Source organism: Microbacterium gilvum, from assembly GCF_039543865.1.
In the GTDB taxonomy this organism is placed as follows: domain Bacteria; phylum Actinomycetota; class Actinomycetes; order Actinomycetales; family Microbacteriaceae; genus Microbacterium; species Microbacterium gilvum.
In genome coordinates this window covers 1,024,578-1,041,446 of the sequence record NZ_BAABKO010000001.1, presented here as the reverse complement: position 1 = coordinate 1,041,446, position 16,869 = coordinate 1,024,578, and the positions used below count along the sequence as shown (strand labels likewise).

Sequence of the window (16,869 nt, the reverse complement as noted above, 5' to 3'; positions counted from 1 at the left end):
GTCAGCCCTTGAGTCCTTGTGTGGCGACGCCGTCGATGAGGAAGCGCTGGAACACGATGAAGAAGAGCATGACGGGGACGAGCGCGACGAGCGACGCGGTGACGGTGGCGCCGTAGTCGGACGCGGATGTCTGGTCGTTGTAGAGGCGCAGGGCGATGGGGAGGGGGTAGTTCTCGGGGCTGTTGAGGTAGAGCAGGGGCCCCATGAAGTCGTTCCACGTCCAGATGAAGGTGAAGATCGCGCACGTGATGAGGGCGGGCTTGACCAGGGGGAGGATGACGGACCAGAAGATGCGGGCGTGGCCGGCGCCGTCGATGCGGGCGGCTTCGTCCATGTCGCGGGGGATCTGGCGGATGAACTGGACGATGAGGAACACGAAGAACGCCTCGGTGGCGAGGAACTTCGGGAGGATGAGCGGCACGAAGGTGTCGACGAGGTCGAGCTTCTGGAACCAGATGTACTGCGGGATGATCACGACGTGGAACGGCAGCAGCAGGGTGCCGATCATCGCGGAGAACAGGATGCCGAGGCCCTTGAACCTGACGCGCGCGAAGGCGTAGGCGGCGAGGGCGGAGGACAGGACGGTGCCGATCACGGCGGACACGGCGAGGATGAGGGAGTTCGCGAAGAACCGCCACAGCGGGATGCCGGCGATGCCCTCGGAGACCTTGACGTAGTTGTCGAGGGTGGGGGCCCAGGGGATGAGGCCGGGGTTCTGCCCGAACTCGCTGTTGGGCTTGAACGTCGAGGCGAGCAGCCAGATGAGCGGGTAGATGACGATGAGGGTGATCGCGGTGAGCGCGACGAACCAGATCACGGTCTGCCAGCCGCGGCGGGTGAGCTTCTTGCGGGGCGCGGGCTTCCCGGTGGTGACCAGGTGGGTGGAGACGGTGGCGGTCATCGGTCTTCTCCGGCGTAGTGGACCCAGGACTTCTGGGTGCGGAACAGGATCACGGCGATGATTCCGACGACGATCATGATGACCCACGCGATCGCGGCGGCGTAGCCCATCTGCAGGTCGGAGAAGCCGCGCTTATAGAGGTACACGGTGAGGTAGTTCGTCATGCCCGCGGGGCCGCCCGAGCCGTTGGAGATGATGTAGGCCGAGGCGAACACCTGGAACGCGCCGATGAGCTCGAGCAGCAGGTTGAAGAAGATCACCGGCGACAGCATCGGGATCGTGACGGCCTTGAAGCGGCGCAGCGCGCCTGCTCCGTCCATCTCGGCGGCCTCGTAGAGCTCCTTGGGGACCTGCTTGAGGCCGGCGAGGAAGATGACCATGGTGCCGCCGAACTGCCACACCGCGAGGAGGATCATCATCGGCACGACGAGGTTCACGTTCCCGACCCAGCCGCCGAGGTTGATGCCGAACAGCGAAAGGGTGGAGTCTACGGGGCCGTCGGTGTTGAACATCGCCCGCCACACGATCGCGACCGACACCGACGCGCCGATGAGCGAGGGGGCGTAGAACGCCGACCGGAAGAACGCCGCGCCCTTGTCGCGGTAGTTCAGCAGCAGCGCCACCGCGAGCGCGGCGGCGAGCTTCACCGGCGTGCCCACGATGACGTAGACCAGGGTGATCGTCGCGGACTGGATGAACTGCGGGTCGTCCGTGAACAGGCGGATGTAGTTCCCCAGCCCGATCCACTTCGGATCGGTGAACAGGTTGTACGACGTGAACGACAGGTACAGCGAGTACGCCATCGGACCCACCGTGAGCCCGAGGAACCCCACCAGCCACGGCGCCAGGAACGCGTACCCGGCCAGCGACTCCTGCAGGCCCTTCTTCTTCAGGCCCGGACGGACGCCGGGGCTCTGCGTGCGAGGGCGCCGGCCGCCGGTGTCGGCGGTGACGACCACTCTCGTCTCTGTCGTGCTCATGGGTCTCCCGATCGGGTGGGGTGGTGGCCCGGGCGAGCGGCCCGGGCCACCGGGGGTCTTACGAGTTGAGGACGACGTCCATCTCGGAGAAGAACTGATCCACGGCCTCGTCGACCGTGATCGTGCCGAAGTTCAGCTCCGTGCCGATCTGGCGGAACTTCTCCTCGAGCGTGCCGTAGCCGACGATCGGCACGGGCGGGGCGTCGCCGAGGCGGTCGGCGATCGACGCCTCGTAGTCGGCGATCTTCTGGCTGAAGGCGTCGAGGTCGGCGGCCTCGAGGGCCGTCGTCGAGGCGGGGAGGCCGCGGTTCGTGCCGAAGATCTCGCCCGACTCGGGGCTGTTCACGAGGAAGTCGACTAGCGTCGCCGCCGCCTCGGGGTGCTCGGTCGTCGACGCGATCGCGTGCAGCATGGAGGGCTTGAGGTAGAGGTCGCTCTCGGATGCGCCGTCGGTCGTCGGCGGGGCGACGAGGTCGAGCGTCTCGTACCCCTCGCCGAGGTTGGCGAGGTAGCCGGCGCCGAAGTTGTCCCACGTCAGCTCGCTCGCCGTGAGCGCGGTGTCGAAGGCGCCGAGCGGGGTGAGCTCCTCGACGCGCTGCTGCTCGACGACCGTGCCGTCCTCGCGCACTCCGGCTCCCTGCTCCCAGAAGGCGGCGAGGTCCTCCTCCGTGAAGTTCGGCTCGCCCTCCTCCGTGAAGAGGTCCTCGCCCTTCGCGCGCTGCTGCACCTCGAAGTTCTGGATGCGGCCCGTGTAGTCGCCGCCGCCGAAGGCGTCGACGCCGGCCGCGGCGGCCGCCTCGGTGACGTCGCCCATCCAGGCGTTGTAGTCCTCCCATGTGCCGCCGGGGAAGCCGTCGACGCCGATCTCCTCGAGGAGGGCGGGGTTCTCGAACAGCGCCCAGGCGTTCGTGGAGGTGGGGATGCCGAACGTGCCGTCGGCGACCTCGCCGATCGCGAGGATCTCGTCGGAGAGCGGCTCGTCGTCGATGACCCCGCCGATGTAGGGCGCGAGGTCGAGCAGCAGGCCGTTCTCGGAGTACTGGCGCAGGTACGAGTAGTCGAACTGCATGACGTCGGGGAGACCGCCGCCCGCCGCCTCGGTCTGGCGCTTCTCCCAGAAGGCGGGGTAGTCGAGGAACGAGCTCTGGATCGTGATGTTGGGGTACTCCTCGTTGAAGGCCGCGAAGGCCTCCTCGTAGAGCGCGGCGCGCACGTCGTTGCCCCAGAAGGCGAACGTGAGCGTGACCTCCTCGTCGGGGTCGACGGTCTCGGCGACCTCCTCGGAGCTGCCCGAGCAGCCGGCCAGCGTGAGACCGCCGATGGCGGTGAGGGCCGCGATCGCGGCCATCCTCTTGGTGCGGAACATCCTTGTCCTCTCAGAACGACATCGTCCAGGCTCCCCGGGTCGGGAGCCGCGCGGGGAAAGCGCTTGCCGAGACTCTAGCGGGTGGAAAAACGTTTCACAAGTAGAAGTTCGCCCCGGGTGCGCGTCGTGTCGGAATCGTGACGCGCACCCGGGGCGGCAGGTCAGCCCTGGAGGACGACCTCGGCCTCGCTGAAGAACTGCGAGACGGCGTCGTCGACCGAGACCGTGCCGAGGCCGAGCTCCTTGCCGAGGTCCCAGAACTTCTGCTCGATCGAGCCGTAGCCCACGACGGGGGCGGGCGGCGCGTCGCCGATGCGGTCCTCGACGGAGGCGAGGAAGTCGGCGACCTGCTGGTCAGGACCCTCGAGGGTGGCGCCCTCGAGCTTCGTCTCCGAGGCGGGGAACCCGAGTGACGTTCCGAAGATCTCGCCCGCCTCGGGGCTGTTCACGACGAAGTCGAGGAAGATCGCCGCGGCCTCGGGGTGCTCGCTCGACGACGACACCGCCATCTGCAGGCCCGCCTGACGGTACAGGTCGGCCGAGCCCTGCTCGGCGGTGGGAGGAGCGACCATCGAGATGCTCGAGGCGCCCGAGTCGGCGAGGTAGCCGGCGACGAAGTTGCTCCAGCTGGCCTCGCTCGCCGTGAGGTTCGAGCCGAAGCCCGAGACCGGGCTGATCTCCTCGAGCTTCTGCTGCGGCACCGTGATGCCGTCTCGGTCGGCCGCGCCGCTCTCCCAGAACTCGGCGAGCTGCTCCTCGGTGAAGCCGAGCTCGCCGTCCTCCGTGAACAGGTTGCCGCCCTGCGCGCGCAGCACGTTCTCGAAGTTCTGGATGCGCTGCGTGTAGTCGGTGCCGCCGAACACGGCGCCGTCCGTGGCCTCGGTGACCTCGGCCATCCAGGCCGAGTAGTCCTCGAAGCTCGTGCCGCCGGCGTAGGGCTCGACGCCGTACTCGGCGAGGATGTCGTCGTTGAGGAAGACGGACCACGCGCTGTAGCCGAGGGGGAGCGAGTACTGCGTGCCCTCGAGCTGGCCGGTGCCGAGCAGGCCCTCGTCGATCGCGTCGGTCGAGACGACGTCGGAGTACTCGGAGAGATCCGCCAGGAGGCCGTTCTCGGCGTACTGGCGCAGGTACGTGTCGGAGAACTGCCACACATCGGGGAGGCCGCCGCCGGCGGCCTCGGTTTGGCGCTTCTCCCAGTAGGACGGGAAGTCGGTGAACGACCCGTTGATCGTGATGTTGGGGTACTCCTCGTTGAACGCGTCGATGAGCGCGTTGTAGCGCTCGGCGCGGTCGTCGTTGCCCCACCAGGTGAAGGTGAGCTCCACCTTCTCGTCGGGGTCGTACGCGCCCCCGCCGCTCGAACCCGAGCATCCTGCCAGGGCGAGGGATGCGATCCCGATGCCCGCCGTGATGGTCGCCACGCGGATGAGCCTTCGCGTCATCGCTGCTCCTGCCTCTTTGCTGTGTGGTGTCGCTCTCGACCTTGGAAAGCGTTTCCCCAGCACGCTAACGCACGCAGAAACGTTTTACAAGCTCAGCGTGCGCAAACCAGGAGATCGTCCTCCACGCGCAGCTCCGCCGTGAAAACGACGCTGCGGCGCGCGTCGACCGCCTCCGTCTCGGCGGTGTTCTCCCCGAGCTCCGAGCCGTCCCACCACGGATGAGTGAAGTAGGTGAGCGCGGCCCTGGCGCCGTCCACGCGCACCGAGCCGTGGCGCCCGATCTGCACGGGCACGCCTCCGGCATCGCCCGACGTCTCGTCGAGGATGAGCGCATCGGTCCCGCCCTGGCGCTCCCAGGCCACCGCGTCGCGCGAGCGGTGCACGGCCATCCCGCGCCATTCGTCCACGAGCATCCACCACCATCCGCCGAGCGCGAAGACGGCGGGCCCCTCGTGCGCGCGGCCGCCGATCGCGGTGCCGTCCAGGCGCCACGCGACGAGGTCCTCCGACGACGCGACGGCCGTCGTCGAGCCCGCGGCCTCGTCCTTGTACCAGAGTCGCCAGCGGCCGTCGGGGCATCGCGCGACGGCCGCGTCGATGACCCGGTCGCTCGCGAGCGCGAGCGGGCCGACGCGGCGCCAGGTCGCCAGGTCGTCCGAGACGTACTCGACGATCGTCCGCGGATGGCCCTCCCAGCGCTCGGGCACGCCGTCGATCTCCGTGAGGTACATGCGCCATCGGGTGCCGTCGTGGATGACATCCGGTGCCCAGTGCGTGCGATCGGGATCCGCGGGCGGCGGCGCGTCGCGCAGCGAGAGCCCGTCCGCGTCGGGCTCCAGGACGCCGGCGTAGCGCCACGAGCGTCCGTCGTCGCTGCGGGCGACCCCGATGCGCGTGCCGTGCACCCATGCGACGCCGGGGCCGGGCGACGGATGGTCGGCGCGCCGCTGCGTGTAGAACATGACGTACGCGCCGCCGGCATCGCGCACCACGACCGGGTCGGTCGCGCCGTCGTAGACGGGGTCGCGGTAGAGGGGGCCGCTCACGGTGCGAGCTCGTCGGCGAGGTGCGCGATCGCGGGCGCGTCGAGCTCGCCCTCGATGATGGCGAGGCGATGCGCGAGCGCGAGCTGATCGCCGGGGGCCAGCACGACGGTCTCGGCGAAGGTGGGCGAGGGCGCCAGCACGGGGAAGGGCTCCGAGCGCACGAACCAGCGGATGGCGGGTCCGCCGCTCGACCGCCCGGCGAACGCGAGCACGGTCGCGCCGCCGTCGACCTCGTCGTGCGGGCCCGAGAAGGCGAGCCAGGGGGCATCCGATCCCATCGCCGCGTCGGCCTCGGCTCCCGAGCGCGAGACCGGGCTGCCCGCTCCCGGCGTCGTCACGGCCCCGCCCGCGAACGAGCGGGCGAGCCGCAGGAAGAGGCCGGAGTAGCCGGCGTTCTCGCGACCGTTGGTGGTCGGGCTGCCGAGCACGAGGTCGTGATCGGCGGTGCTCCGCAGCGTCGTCTCGATGTCGAGCAGCCACAGTCCGTGCGCCGGGTCGACACCGTGGAAGCGCAGCGTGCGCTCCTCCGCCAGCCAGGGGGCCCCGGCCTGCGTGATCCAGGTGAGGCGCTCGGCCACGACCGCGGCATCGCCATCCTCGACCGCGTCGAAGTCGTCGTGCCGGATGACGCCCACGTTGGCGAGCGGCACGTAGCCCTCGCCGCTCACGTACGTGTTGCCGCCCCAGAAGTTCTGGCCCGACACGTCGGTCAGCGTCATCTGCAGGCCCTTGTGCCAGCGATGGTCCCACGGGCGGTACCCCGTGATCGGCGCCCCGGCGAGCGTGCGAAGAGGGTGCAGGTAGGGCTTGGGACCCTCGAATGCGGGTGCACCCTCGGCGAACACGTAGCGGGCGATGTCGACGCCCGCCGCCGTGACGGTCAGCGCGTCCGCGTCGCGGGCGATCGCGATGTCAGGCACCGGCGGCCTCCTCGCGCGCCGAGGTCATCGTGCCGGCGTGGATGAGCGCCGTCGCGCGTGCGGGATCTCCCCCCGCCATCGACGCGTAGAAGGGGTCGCCGGGCACGAGCTCGTCGCGCCCGACGGGGCGTCCCGTGAGGGCCGACTTGTACATGCCCGCCGCGAGCTCCATGACGCGCCGGCCGTCGTCGCCCGAGACGCGCGGGCGCTCGCGCCGCTCCATCGACGCGACGAACTGCGCGAACTGCGGCACGTGCGTCGTGCTCGGCACGTCGTGGGCGGGCGGCCAGGCGGCCGCGGTGTCGGCGTCGACGCCGGGGGCGGGCGTCCAGGTCCAGTTCTCGTTGCCGTAGCCGTAGAGGTGCTCCACCTCCACGCTCGCGCGCTCGAAGTCCACCCGAACGCGGCTCGTCTGCCGCGGCGAGAGCAGGCTGTTCGAGATCGAGCAGAGCGCACCGGAGGCGAAGCGCACGACGGCGAAGGACACGTCCTCCGTCTCGGTGTCGCGCGCGAGGGTCGACATGACGCTCGTGACGTCCGTCCACTCGCCGAGGATCGACAGCAGCATGTCCATCTGGTGGATGCCGTGGCCCATCGTCGGGCCGCCGCCCTCCGTCGCCCACTTCGCGCGCCACGGGACGGCGAAGTACGCGTCGTCGCGGTACCAGAACGTGTCGCACTGCGCGACGAGCGGGCGTCCGAGCGAGCCGTCGGCGATGAGGTCGCGCAGGCGCTCGGCTGCCGAACCGAAGCGGTGCTGGAAGATGTAAGAGACGAAGGGGCCTTCCGGCCCCTCGTGCGAGGCGATCTCGTCGTAGTCGGCGAGCGAGAGCGTCGGCGGCTTCTCGGACAGCACCCACGCGCCTGTGCGCAGGGCCGCGATGGCCGCGCCCTTGTGGGCGATCGGGGGAGTGGCGAGGGTGACGAGATCGGGCTGCTCGGTCTCGAGCAGGGTCTCGAGGTCGGTGTACCAGGCGGGGATGCCGAACTCCGCCGCCGCCTGCTCGGCGGACGCCGCGTTGAGATCGGCGACCGCGACGATCTCGACGCGGTCGCCGAGGGCGCGCAGGCTCGGGATGTGCTGCACGCGGGAGATGGCCCCGGTGCCGATGACGGCGGCGCGGATGGGCATGGGTGCTCCTTCGCAAGAGGTCGGGCGTCGCGGCCCGGGAAAACGCTTGCCCACCAGGCTAGCGGACCGGCGGCGGCGCGTCATCCCGCCTGGGTGAGATGCAGCAGCGCATAGCGCCCGCCGAGCGCGATGAGGTCGTCGTGCGCGCCCTCCTCCACGATCCTGCCGTGCTCCAGGACGACGATGCGGTCGGCGCGGCGGATGGTCGACAGGCGGTGGGCGACGACGAGCGTCGTGCGCCCCGCCATGAGCCGGTCGAGGGCCTCCTTCACGAGCTGCTCCGACTCGGGGTCGAGCGCGCTCGTCGCCTCGTCGAGGAGGAGGATGCGCGGGTCGCGCACGAGGGCGCGCGCGATCGCGATGCGCTGTCGCTGGCCTCCCGACAGGCGAGCGCCCCGCTCGCCGACGACGGTGTGCCATCCGTCGGGCTGGGCGTCGACGAAGTCCAGCGCGTTCGCGTCGCGGAGCGCTGAGCGCACGCGCGCGTCGTCGACGCCGGGCATGCCGTAGGCGACGTTCTCTCGGATCGTCCCCTCGAACAGGACGGACTCCTGCGGCACGACCGACACGCGGCGCCGGACCGAGCGCAGATCGAGGGTGCTCGCATCGCGGCCGTCGATGAGGATGCGGCCGCCCGTCGGTCGGACGAACCCCAGCACGAGGTTCAGCATGGTCGACTTGCCCGATCCGGACGAGCCGACGAACGCGACGGTCTCGCCCGCGGGGATGGCGAGGGTGACGTCGTGGATGGCATCGGCTTCGGCGTCGGGATAGCGGTGCGAGACGTGGTCGAGGTCGATGCGGCCCGTCACGGAGTCGACACGGTGCCGGCCCTCGTTGACCTCGACGTCCGGCTCCTCGAGCACCTCGGCGACCGAGCGCACCGACTCGACGCCGCGCGCGGCGACGGGGAGGAGCATGAGCAGCTGCGTGAGCCCCTGGGTGAGGAGCGCGAAGTACGACGACAGCATGACGACCTCGCCCGGAGTGATCGGCACGACGCCCGTGAGCGAGAAGACGGCCGCGAGCATGAGGCACGACACGCCCAGCAGCTGCATGGCGACCCACGACATCGACGCGATGCGGCCGTTCAGGAGGTCGAGCACGAAGCCCGCACGGCGCACGCCGTCGGCCCCCGCGGCGACCCGCGTGACGGCCGTCTCCTCGAGGCCGTGCGCGCGCGTGATGGGGATCAGCGAGGCCATCTCGCCCACGCGCGCGGAGAAGCCCTCGACCTCGCGGCGGAAGCGCTCGTTGCTCGCGCGCGAGCGGCGTGCCGTGCTCCACCGGATGAGCAGGGCGAGCGGCACGGCGAGCAGGTAGACGGGGAGGAACGCCGGCACGACCACGGCCGTCATCGCGACGGCGCCGAGGAGGACCATCGTCGCCGAGAGGAGGGGGTGCATGACCTGCTGCAGCATGACCTCGATGTTCTCGACGTCGCGGACGACCTTCGTCTGCACGACGGACGAGCTCGCACGCGTGTGGTAGCCGATGGAGAGGTTCTGCAGCCGGGCCGCGAGGGCGTTCCGCAGCTCCGCGCCGGTGTCGCGGACGACCGTCATGAACATGCGCGTGTAGAGGACGTGGTTGGGATAGTTCTGCAGGAGGAGGAGCGCTGCCAGCGCGAACCATCCCAGCACAGCCGAGACATCGCCGTCGCCCGCGACGAGGTCGACGATCGCGGCCGTGACGACCGGGAGCGCCCACATCGGGATCTCCTTGAGGGCGAACGCTCCGATCGCCACGGCCATCCGGCCCGGCCGGCGGGCGAGAAGACGCACGACCGAGCGCGTGGGATGGGCGCCGTCGATGCGGACAGGACGACGGGTAAGCGTTTTCTCGGGCACGGTGCCATGCTAGGAGCATCCCGTTCAGAGAGGAACTCCGTCCGTGAGCTACCACCTCGTCGGCGACTCGACGGTCGCCGCCTGCCCGGCGCACGAGCATCCGATGTCGGGGTGGGGCGCGCACCTGCAGCCGCACCTCGACGCGCCCGTCGCGAACCACGCCGTCGGCGGGTCGACGACGGAGGACTGCCTGCGCGACGTCTGGCCCGCGGTCGTCTCGGCGCTCGCGCCCGGAGACACCGTGGTCATCCAGTTCGGGCACAACGACCAGAAGCGCCCGCATCTCGACGCACGAGGCGGGTACGCCGAACGCCTGCGTCGACTCGTCGCCGAGGCGCGCGAGCGCGGCGCGGCCGCCGTGCTGTGCACGTCGGTGGAGCGGCGGTGGTTCGACGGCGACCGCGTCACGCCCACGCACGGCGACTACCCCAACGCCGTGCGCGACCTGGCGCGCGAGCTCGACGCGCCGCTCATCGACCTCACGGCGTTCACGACGTGGATGTACGAGGACATGGGCCCCGTCGCGTCGGCTTCTCTGCTCAGTCACTTCGCGCCGGGCGAGCACCCGAACTGGCCCGACGGCCTCGCCGACGAGACGCACTTCCACGAGCGCGGCGCACGCCGCATCGCCGCGTTCGTCGCGCGGTCGCTGCGGGCGATCGAGCGACGCGACGGCGACCGCCCCGCGCGCGGCTCGGAGCTCGTGAGCTGAGCCGAGGCGGCGCGCCGGCGCCGGGGCGCGGCGGGTGTCGCCGGGGCGAATCGGGTGTCGCCGCGATTCGCGGCGACCGACCATCCGTTCGACGCGGAACGCGGCAGCGCCCGGGGAGCACCCGTAAGCCCTGCCGCGTTCCACGTCCATCGGCCGGGGTTTCGCCGCGAATCGCGGCGAAACCCCGCGCCCTCACTTCACGGTGACGGTGATCTCCTTCGTCTCGGTCTCGCCGGCGGCGTTCACGAGCACGGCTCGGTAGGTGTAGGTGCCGGGTGTGCGCCCGTCGACCTGGGTCGACGCCTGCTGGGCCTGCGGGGTGGCCGCGGTCAGCTCCTGCTCGTCGATCAGCTCGCCGTTCTCGTAGAGGCGGTACGCGGTCGCGTTCGTTCCCCACCAGAGGTTCGCCGTGACGGTGTACTCGCCGTTGCGGTCCCAGTTGTCATGCGAGAGCACGGCGGTTCCGGGGTTCGCGTCGGTGACCTTGACGATGACGGGCTTGCACGGAGTCGTCCCGTGCTGGTTGACGAGCTCGCACGTGTACTCGTACGTTCCGTTGACCCGCCCCGTCACATCGAAGGAGAACGTCTGCGCCGCGGGGGAGGCGTCCGCGAGGAACGACTCGGTGAGGAGCTCGCCGTTCTCGTAGAGGCGGATGGTGTGGGCGTTCTGCCCGTGCCACAGGTCCATCGTGACGGTGTAGTTCCCGTCCTTCAGGCCATAGGCCCATCCGCTCGTCGTCGAGAGCACGCCCTTGGCGGGTGCCGCCGTCGCCGGCCCGGGCACGACCTCGGCCGCGGCGGCCTCGGTCGTGTACGCGGCCCGCGGCGCCGCCGGGGTCTCCATGCCCTCGCCGAGGAAGTAGCTCGTGTGCGGGGGCTGGTTGTACGCGGTGAGCTGCCAGGCGACCGCGAGGCGGTACTGCGTGTCCGACAGGAGCGTGCGCAGGCGGTGCTCCGTGACGTCGGTCGTCGTGAAGATCCGCAGCGCCGTCGAGTCGGTCGTGCGGTACACGAGCTCCTCGCGCCAGTCTCCGAACAGGTCCGCCTGCAGCGACGGGTTGCCCTTGGTGTCGTTGTTCGTCAGCACGCCCTCCGGCTCGAACACGGGCACGGCCACGCTGTTCTCGTAGTCCCACTTCGACACGACCGGTGCACCCGTGCGCGTCGCCGTGTCGAACGAGTGGTCGACGATCTCGCTGAGCAGATCGCCGTCCCACAGCGCCGTGAAGTTGGCGGCCGGGATGGTCGTGGCGATCTCCTCGCCGGCGGCGCTCATCAGGGTGCCCTCGCGGGTGTCCCACGCGCGCGTGCCTCCGACGTTCCAGCCCTCGGCCCCGTCGTAGCGCGGGTCGATGTCGGCCATCGCACCGCGCCCGGTGTCGCCCGTCGCGGGGACCGACCACAGCACCTCGCCCGTCGCGGCGTCGCGGAACGTCGCTCCGAGGTTGCCCGACGAGCCCATGTCCTCGTGCACGGCGTAGACCTCCAGGCCCTCGCGCGAGGGATCGAAGTCGCTCACGTGTAGCGCGTCGCCGTGCCCGAGGCCTGTCGAGTAGAGGCCCGTCCCGTCGTCGTCGATCGTCGCCGAGCCGAAGACGATCTCGTCCTTGCCGTCGGCGTCGACGTCGGCCGACGTCAGGTTGTGGTTGCCCTGGCCGGCATACGCGCCGTTGCCCTTCGTCGACGAGTCGAACACCCAGCGCTGGCTGAGGCTCACGCCGTCGAAGTCGAACGCGGCGACGACGGCGCGCGTGTAGTACCCGCGCGAGAAGACCACGCTCGGGTGCTCGCCGTCGAGGTACGCCACGGTCGCGAGGAAGCGGTCGACCCGGTTGCCGTAGCTGTCGCCCCACGAGGCGACGTCGCCGCGGCCGGGCACGTAGTCGATCGTGTCGATCGCGCGCCCCGTCGTGCCCTCGAAGACCGTGAGGTACTCGGGGCCCGTGAGGATGTACCCGGAGGAGTTGCGCCAGTCCTTGCTGCCGTCTCCGATGACCGTGCCCTCGCCGTCGGTCGTGCCGTCGGCGGTCTTGACGACCACCTCCGCCACGCCGTCGGAGTTCAGGTCGTAGACCATGGGCTGCGAGTAGTGGGCGCCGGCTCGGATGTTGATGCCGAGGTCCACGCGCCACAGCTGCGTGCCGTCGAGCTCGTAGCCGTCGAGGTACACGTTTCCGGTGTATCCGGCCTTGGAGTTGTCCTGCGAGTTCGTCGGGTCCCACTTCACGACGTACTCGAGCTGGCCGTCGCCGTCGAGGTCGGCCACCGACACGTCGTTGGCGCGGTACGAGTAAGGCTGGCCGTCCTTCGTGTACGCATCGGCGGGCTTGTTCAGCGGGATGTCGAGCGACTGGCCGTCGGCCCAGGGGGTGAACTCCTCCGTCGCCCACAGCTGCACGCCGTCCTCGACGATCGCGACGCGGTACGTCGAATCGGCCGTTCCGCCCGCGTCGACGTAGTTCGTCGTGTCGACGATCGGCTCGTCGGTGACGCGCTCGCCGTCGCGGTAGACGTGGAACGCGGCATCCTGCGCGTCGTCGCCGAGCAGGCGCCATCCGACGTACACGCCGCCGTCCTGCGCGACCGCGACCGGTGCGCGATCGAGACGCTCTGCCGCGCGGTCGAGCGTCGTGACGGCCGGGGTCGTCACGCTCTCCGACGGCTCCGATGCGCCGCCGGCGTTGACGGCCTGCACGCGGTATGTGTAGGCGATCGTCGTGAGGACGTCCTCGTCGAGGTACGAGGCCTCATCCGCGCGGCCGATGACCTGCCAGTCGCCGTTCTTGTCCTGCCGGCTGACGAGGTAGAACAGGGCGCCGTCCGTGGCGTCCCAGGAGAGCGCGACCGAGTTCTTCAGCACGTCGCCGGAGGCGAGGCCCGTCGGCGCGGCGGGAGCGGCGACATCCGGGTCGATGATCTCGACCTCGACCCCCACCGACGGCACCGACTCGGCGCCGCGCGCCGTCACGGTGGTGACGGCGTAGGTCGCCGTCTGGCCGGGCTGCGCCGTGTCGTCGACGAGCGACGTGCCGTCGGTCTCGCCGACGAGCACGGTGCCGTCGGACGTCGTCCGGTACACGCGGTACGTCGCCGCCTCGGGGGCCTCATCCCACGACAGCGAGGCGGTCGCCGTGGCGCCGTCGAAGGCGAGGTCGTCGAGGCGGATGGCCGCGGGCGCCACGAGGATCGGCGTGATCGTCAGGCCGTTGAGGTGGCCCGTGGCCCCCGAGATGACGGTGTTGAGCTGCCCGTCGCTCACGGTGATGCCCTCGACGGCCTTCGTCGAGCTGCTCTTGCTCACGGACAGGCTGCCCTCGTCGCTGCCCTCGATCTGCACGTTGGTGCGCACGGTGCCGAGCAGGTCGCCGGCCGTCACGCTCGCCGCGTACTCGCCGTTCGGCACGTCGACGGCGAACTCGTAGCTGCCGTTGAAGTACGCGACGAAGTCGCGCACGACGTCGTCGCCGGCGGCAGCTCCGCGGTCGCGGTCGATCATCCCCGTGGCGTCGATGAGGCCGTATCCGCGCTCGGCGGAGTAGATCGTGGAACGGTTGACCTCGGTGTAGCCCGCGCCCACCGGCGCCCCGGCGGGTTGGAAGTCGAACCGGTACGCCGCGCCGCGCGTCGTGGCCGACACGGTCTCGCTGACGGCACCCTCGCCGAGGCCGTTGACGGCCGCGACGCGGAAGTCGTACGCGCCGCCCTCCGCGAGCGAGCCGATGCTCTTCTGCGGGACGGTCGACGTCGCGGCGAGGGAGAAGTCGTCGGCCCCGGCGTCGCTGCGGTAGATGCGGTAGATGTCGGCGCCTTCTGTCGCCTGCCACTCGAGCGACACCGACGTGCTCGTCGTCTCGGCGACGGCGAGGCCGGTGACGGCCGCCGGCAGCTCCGACGGCGTCGTCACCTCGACGGCCGACGAGATCGGCAGCCCGAGCCCGGCGACATCCTGGGCGACCAGGCGCGCCATCTGGATGGCGCCGTACTCCTGGAAGTGGGTGTTGTCCTGGACGCCCGTGGGCCGGTTCGGGTACACGCCCGCGTCGGCGTAGAGGAAGACCGACTTGGCGGCTTCGGCGCCGATCGAGTCGAGGTACGCTCGGCTCGATGCGGAGAGGTCGACGAGCGGCACATCGAGCTCGTCGGCGACGGCCTTCATGACGGCGACGTACTCGGGGAAGCTCTCGTTGAACAGGCCAGTGTCGGCGTTCACGTCGAGGCGGTTCACGGGCGTCACGAGCACGGGGATGCCGCCGCGCTGACGCGTGCCCTCGACGTAGATGCGGAGGTAGTCGTCGAACTGGTCCGGCGGCGTGTAGCGCTCCGGGACGGACGCGGTGGCGTCGTTGTGGCCGAACTGCACGAAGACGTAGTCGTCGGGACGGACGACGCGCAGGATCTCGTCGAGGCGGCCCTGCTCGACGAACGAGCGCGACGAGCGGCCCCCGATCGAGCGGTTGTCGACCGCGACAGCGTCGGTCAGGAACTGGTCGATCATCTGACCCCACCCGGCCTGCGGCTCCCAGTACGGGTCGTAGGTCTGCACGGTCGAGTCGCCCGTGAGGTAGGCGGTCGGCGTCGCAGCGGCCTCGCGGGGCGCCTGCGGCGTGATGACGATGGCGTTGATGTTCGCGGCCGTCCCCGTGAAGGCGAACGACAGCTGCCCGTCGACGAGCGCGATGTCGTAGTTCATCTCGAGGAACTGACCCGCCGCCTTCGACGTCGTCTGCACCTTCTGGATGCTCTCGCTCGCGATCGCGATCTCGGTCGCGCCGCCCGTGTCGCCCGCGACGATCGAGACGGTGTAGTCGACGTTCGCCAGGTCGACGACGAAGCTCGAGCCGGTGACCGTCGCGAAGTCGCCCTTGAGCGGGTCGCCGCCTCGGTCGGTCTCGGTGACCGTGGCGCCCTCGGCGAAGCCGAAGCCCGCCTCGGGGCTGTACGCCGACGCGGCCGTGACGGCCGTGTAGCCGTCGGCGACGGCGCCCGAGCCGAAGTCGAATCGCACGGGCTGGCCAGCCGCGGCCGTCTCGGCGGGAGTGGCCGTCGTGATGGCGGCCGCCGCGGGGGCCGCGGCGGCGCCGAAGCATCCGAGCGCGACGGCGGCGGCGGTGACGAGGGCGGCTGGGCGCAACGGCGTTCGCCGCGGGGAGGACGCGCCGGCGGGCTCGCCGGCGGTGGGGGTTCTGCCCTTCACATCTGCTCCGATCGTGGGGGAGTCGTGCAGCACTGCACGGAAACGTTTCAGGAAAGCGCTTCCCGGGCACCGTAGCGATGATCGGACGTCGACGTCAAGACCGAACATGAAACGTTTCGCCCCCTCCCCCGACCCGCTGGCTGCTCTCCACCCCGTCTCGCCCAACGGATATCCGTTGGGCGAGACCTCATCCGTTGACGCCGAACGGGATGTGCTCTCGGCACACGGATGTGCTCTCGGCTGTCCCTCGTGCGGGCGCCGGCGCCGCGCGCGGGGGCGGGCGGTCAGCCGCGCGTGGAGGCGCGGACGACGAGCTCAGGGGAGAAGACCTCGGCGACGGGCGGGCCGCCCTCGCCGCGCAGGCGCCCCACGAGCAGCTCGGCGGCGCGGCGGCCCATCGCCCGAGCCGGCTGGCGCACCGACGTGATCGGCACGGCCGCGATCGACGCGAACGGGATGTCGTCGTATCCGACGATGGCGACCTCGCCCGGCACCGACACCCCCGCCGTCACGAGGCCGTGGACGATGCCGCACGCGAGCTGGTCGTTCGCCGCGAAGACGGCGTCGGGGCGCTCCGACGAGGCCATGGCGGCGATGCGCGCGCCGATCTCGGCGCCGAGGCGCGGCGTCGTTCGCCCCGTGAGCGTGACATCCAGCGACAGGCCGGACTCCTGCGCGAAGGCCGCGGCACCGCGCAGGCGGTCGCGCGTCTGGCGCACCTCCTCGCGCGCGCCGACGAACGCGATGCGCCGCCTGCCGAGCTCGACGAGGTGGCGCACGGCCATCCGCCCGCCCTCGACGTTGTCGAGCGACACCGAGGGGGTGAGGCCCTTCTCGTCGACGCCGTCGACGAGGGCGGCGGGGATCTGCTGCACCCGCAGGCGCTCCAGCGCCGGCCCCACGTCGCCGAAGGGCGAGATGAGCACGCCCTCCACGTGCGCGTGCTCGAAGAGCTCGAGATAGCTGTTCTCGCGCAGGGCGCTGTCGTCGCTGTTGCCGAGCATGACCTGGTAGCCCGCGGCGGACGTCGCCTCCTCCGCGCCCTCGAGCATCTCGGCGAAGAACGGGTTGCCGATGCTGATGACGGTCATCCCGATGAGCCCGCTGCGCCCGGCGCGCAGCTGCTGCGCCGCGCGCAGCGGGACGTAGCCGAGCTGGTCGACCGCTGCCAGCACGCGCGTGCGCACGCGGTCGCTGACGCCATCGGGCTTGTTGAGCGCGTTCGACACCGAGCTGATCGACACGCCGGCGAGGTCGGCGACGTCGCGGATTCCCGCCCGCTTCATCCGATCCCCCCGTCCGCCGTCGTCGACGACGGCTC

The 16,869-nt window shown here is 70.7% G+C and carries 11 protein-coding genes; 1 reads left to right on the top strand and 10 read right to left on the bottom strand.

What is annotated here, in order from left to right:
• Position 1: 1 nt before the first annotated feature.
• The 8 genes from ABD998_RS05165 to ABD998_RS05130 form a co-directional block, all read right to left on the bottom strand.
• On the bottom strand, positions 2 to 901 hold the full coding sequence (locus tag ABD998_RS05165) for a carbohydrate ABC transporter permease (protein ID WP_345436605.1): 900 nt from the start codon (positions 899 to 901) through the stop codon (positions 2 to 4).
• Entirely contained in the window at positions 898 to 1,881 is a 984-nt protein-coding gene (locus ABD998_RS05160; RefSeq protein WP_345436603.1) for a carbohydrate ABC transporter permease, read from the bottom strand. The genes ABD998_RS05165 and ABD998_RS05160 overlap by 4 nt, the downstream gene beginning before the upstream one ends.
• A gap of 58 nt (positions 1,882 to 1,939) precedes the next feature.
• A complete protein-coding gene (locus tag ABD998_RS05155) occupies positions 1,940 to 3,247 on the bottom strand; it encodes an ABC transporter substrate-binding protein (protein ID WP_345436600.1) in 1,308 nt (435 codons plus the stop codon).
• Between the two features lie 161 nt (positions 3,248 to 3,408).
• Complete coding sequence (locus tag ABD998_RS05150; protein ID WP_345436598.1) at positions 3,409 to 4,692, bottom strand: ABC transporter substrate-binding protein; 1,284 nt, start codon at positions 4,690 to 4,692, stop codon at positions 3,409 to 3,411.
• Between the two features lie 92 nt (positions 4,693 to 4,784).
• Positions 4,785 to 5,738 carry a family 43 glycosylhydrolase gene (locus ABD998_RS05145; RefSeq protein ID WP_345436596.1) on the bottom strand — a complete coding sequence of 318 codons (954 nt, stop codon included), beginning with the start codon at positions 5,736 to 5,738 and terminating at the stop codon, positions 4,785 to 4,787.
• On the bottom strand, positions 5,735 to 6,658 hold the full coding sequence (locus ABD998_RS05140) for a DUF6807 domain-containing protein (protein WP_345436594.1): 924 nt from the start codon (positions 6,656 to 6,658) through the stop codon (positions 5,735 to 5,737). The genes ABD998_RS05145 and ABD998_RS05140 overlap by 4 nt, the downstream gene beginning before the upstream one ends.
• Positions 6,651 to 7,790, bottom strand: coding sequence for a Gfo/Idh/MocA family protein (locus ABD998_RS05135; protein WP_345436592.1), 1,140 nt, complete (start codon positions 7,788 to 7,790; stop codon positions 6,651 to 6,653). Before ABD998_RS05135 ends, ABD998_RS05140 begins: the two co-directional genes overlap by 8 nt.
• A gap of 80 nt (positions 7,791 to 7,870) precedes the next feature.
• Entirely contained in the window at positions 7,871 to 9,640 is a 1,770-nt protein-coding gene (locus ABD998_RS05130) for an ABC transporter ATP-binding protein (RefSeq protein ID WP_345436590.1), read from the bottom strand.
• 43 nt (positions 9,641 to 9,683) lie between these two features.
• Between ABD998_RS05130 and ABD998_RS05125 the strand changes: the two genes are divergently transcribed.
• Positions 9,684 to 10,352: a GDSL-type esterase/lipase family protein gene (locus ABD998_RS05125; protein ID WP_345436588.1), complete on the top strand. Its 669-nt coding sequence runs from the start codon at positions 9,684 to 9,686 to the stop codon at positions 10,350 to 10,352.
• Between the two features lie 192 nt (positions 10,353 to 10,544).
• On the opposite strand, the gene ABD998_RS05120 is transcribed toward ABD998_RS05125, so the two are convergent.
• Together ABD998_RS05120 and ABD998_RS05115 are read right to left on the bottom strand one after the other, a co-directional pair.
• Complete coding sequence (locus ABD998_RS05120) at positions 10,545 to 15,485, bottom strand: rhamnogalacturonan lyase family protein (RefSeq protein WP_345436585.1); 4,941 nt, start codon at positions 15,483 to 15,485, stop codon at positions 10,545 to 10,547.
• Between the two features lie 347 nt (positions 15,486 to 15,832).
• Entirely contained in the window at positions 15,833 to 16,834 is a 1,002-nt protein-coding gene (locus ABD998_RS05115; RefSeq protein ID WP_345436583.1) for a LacI family DNA-binding transcriptional regulator, read from the bottom strand.
• Between the last annotated feature and the right edge of the window lie 35 nt (positions 16,835 to 16,869).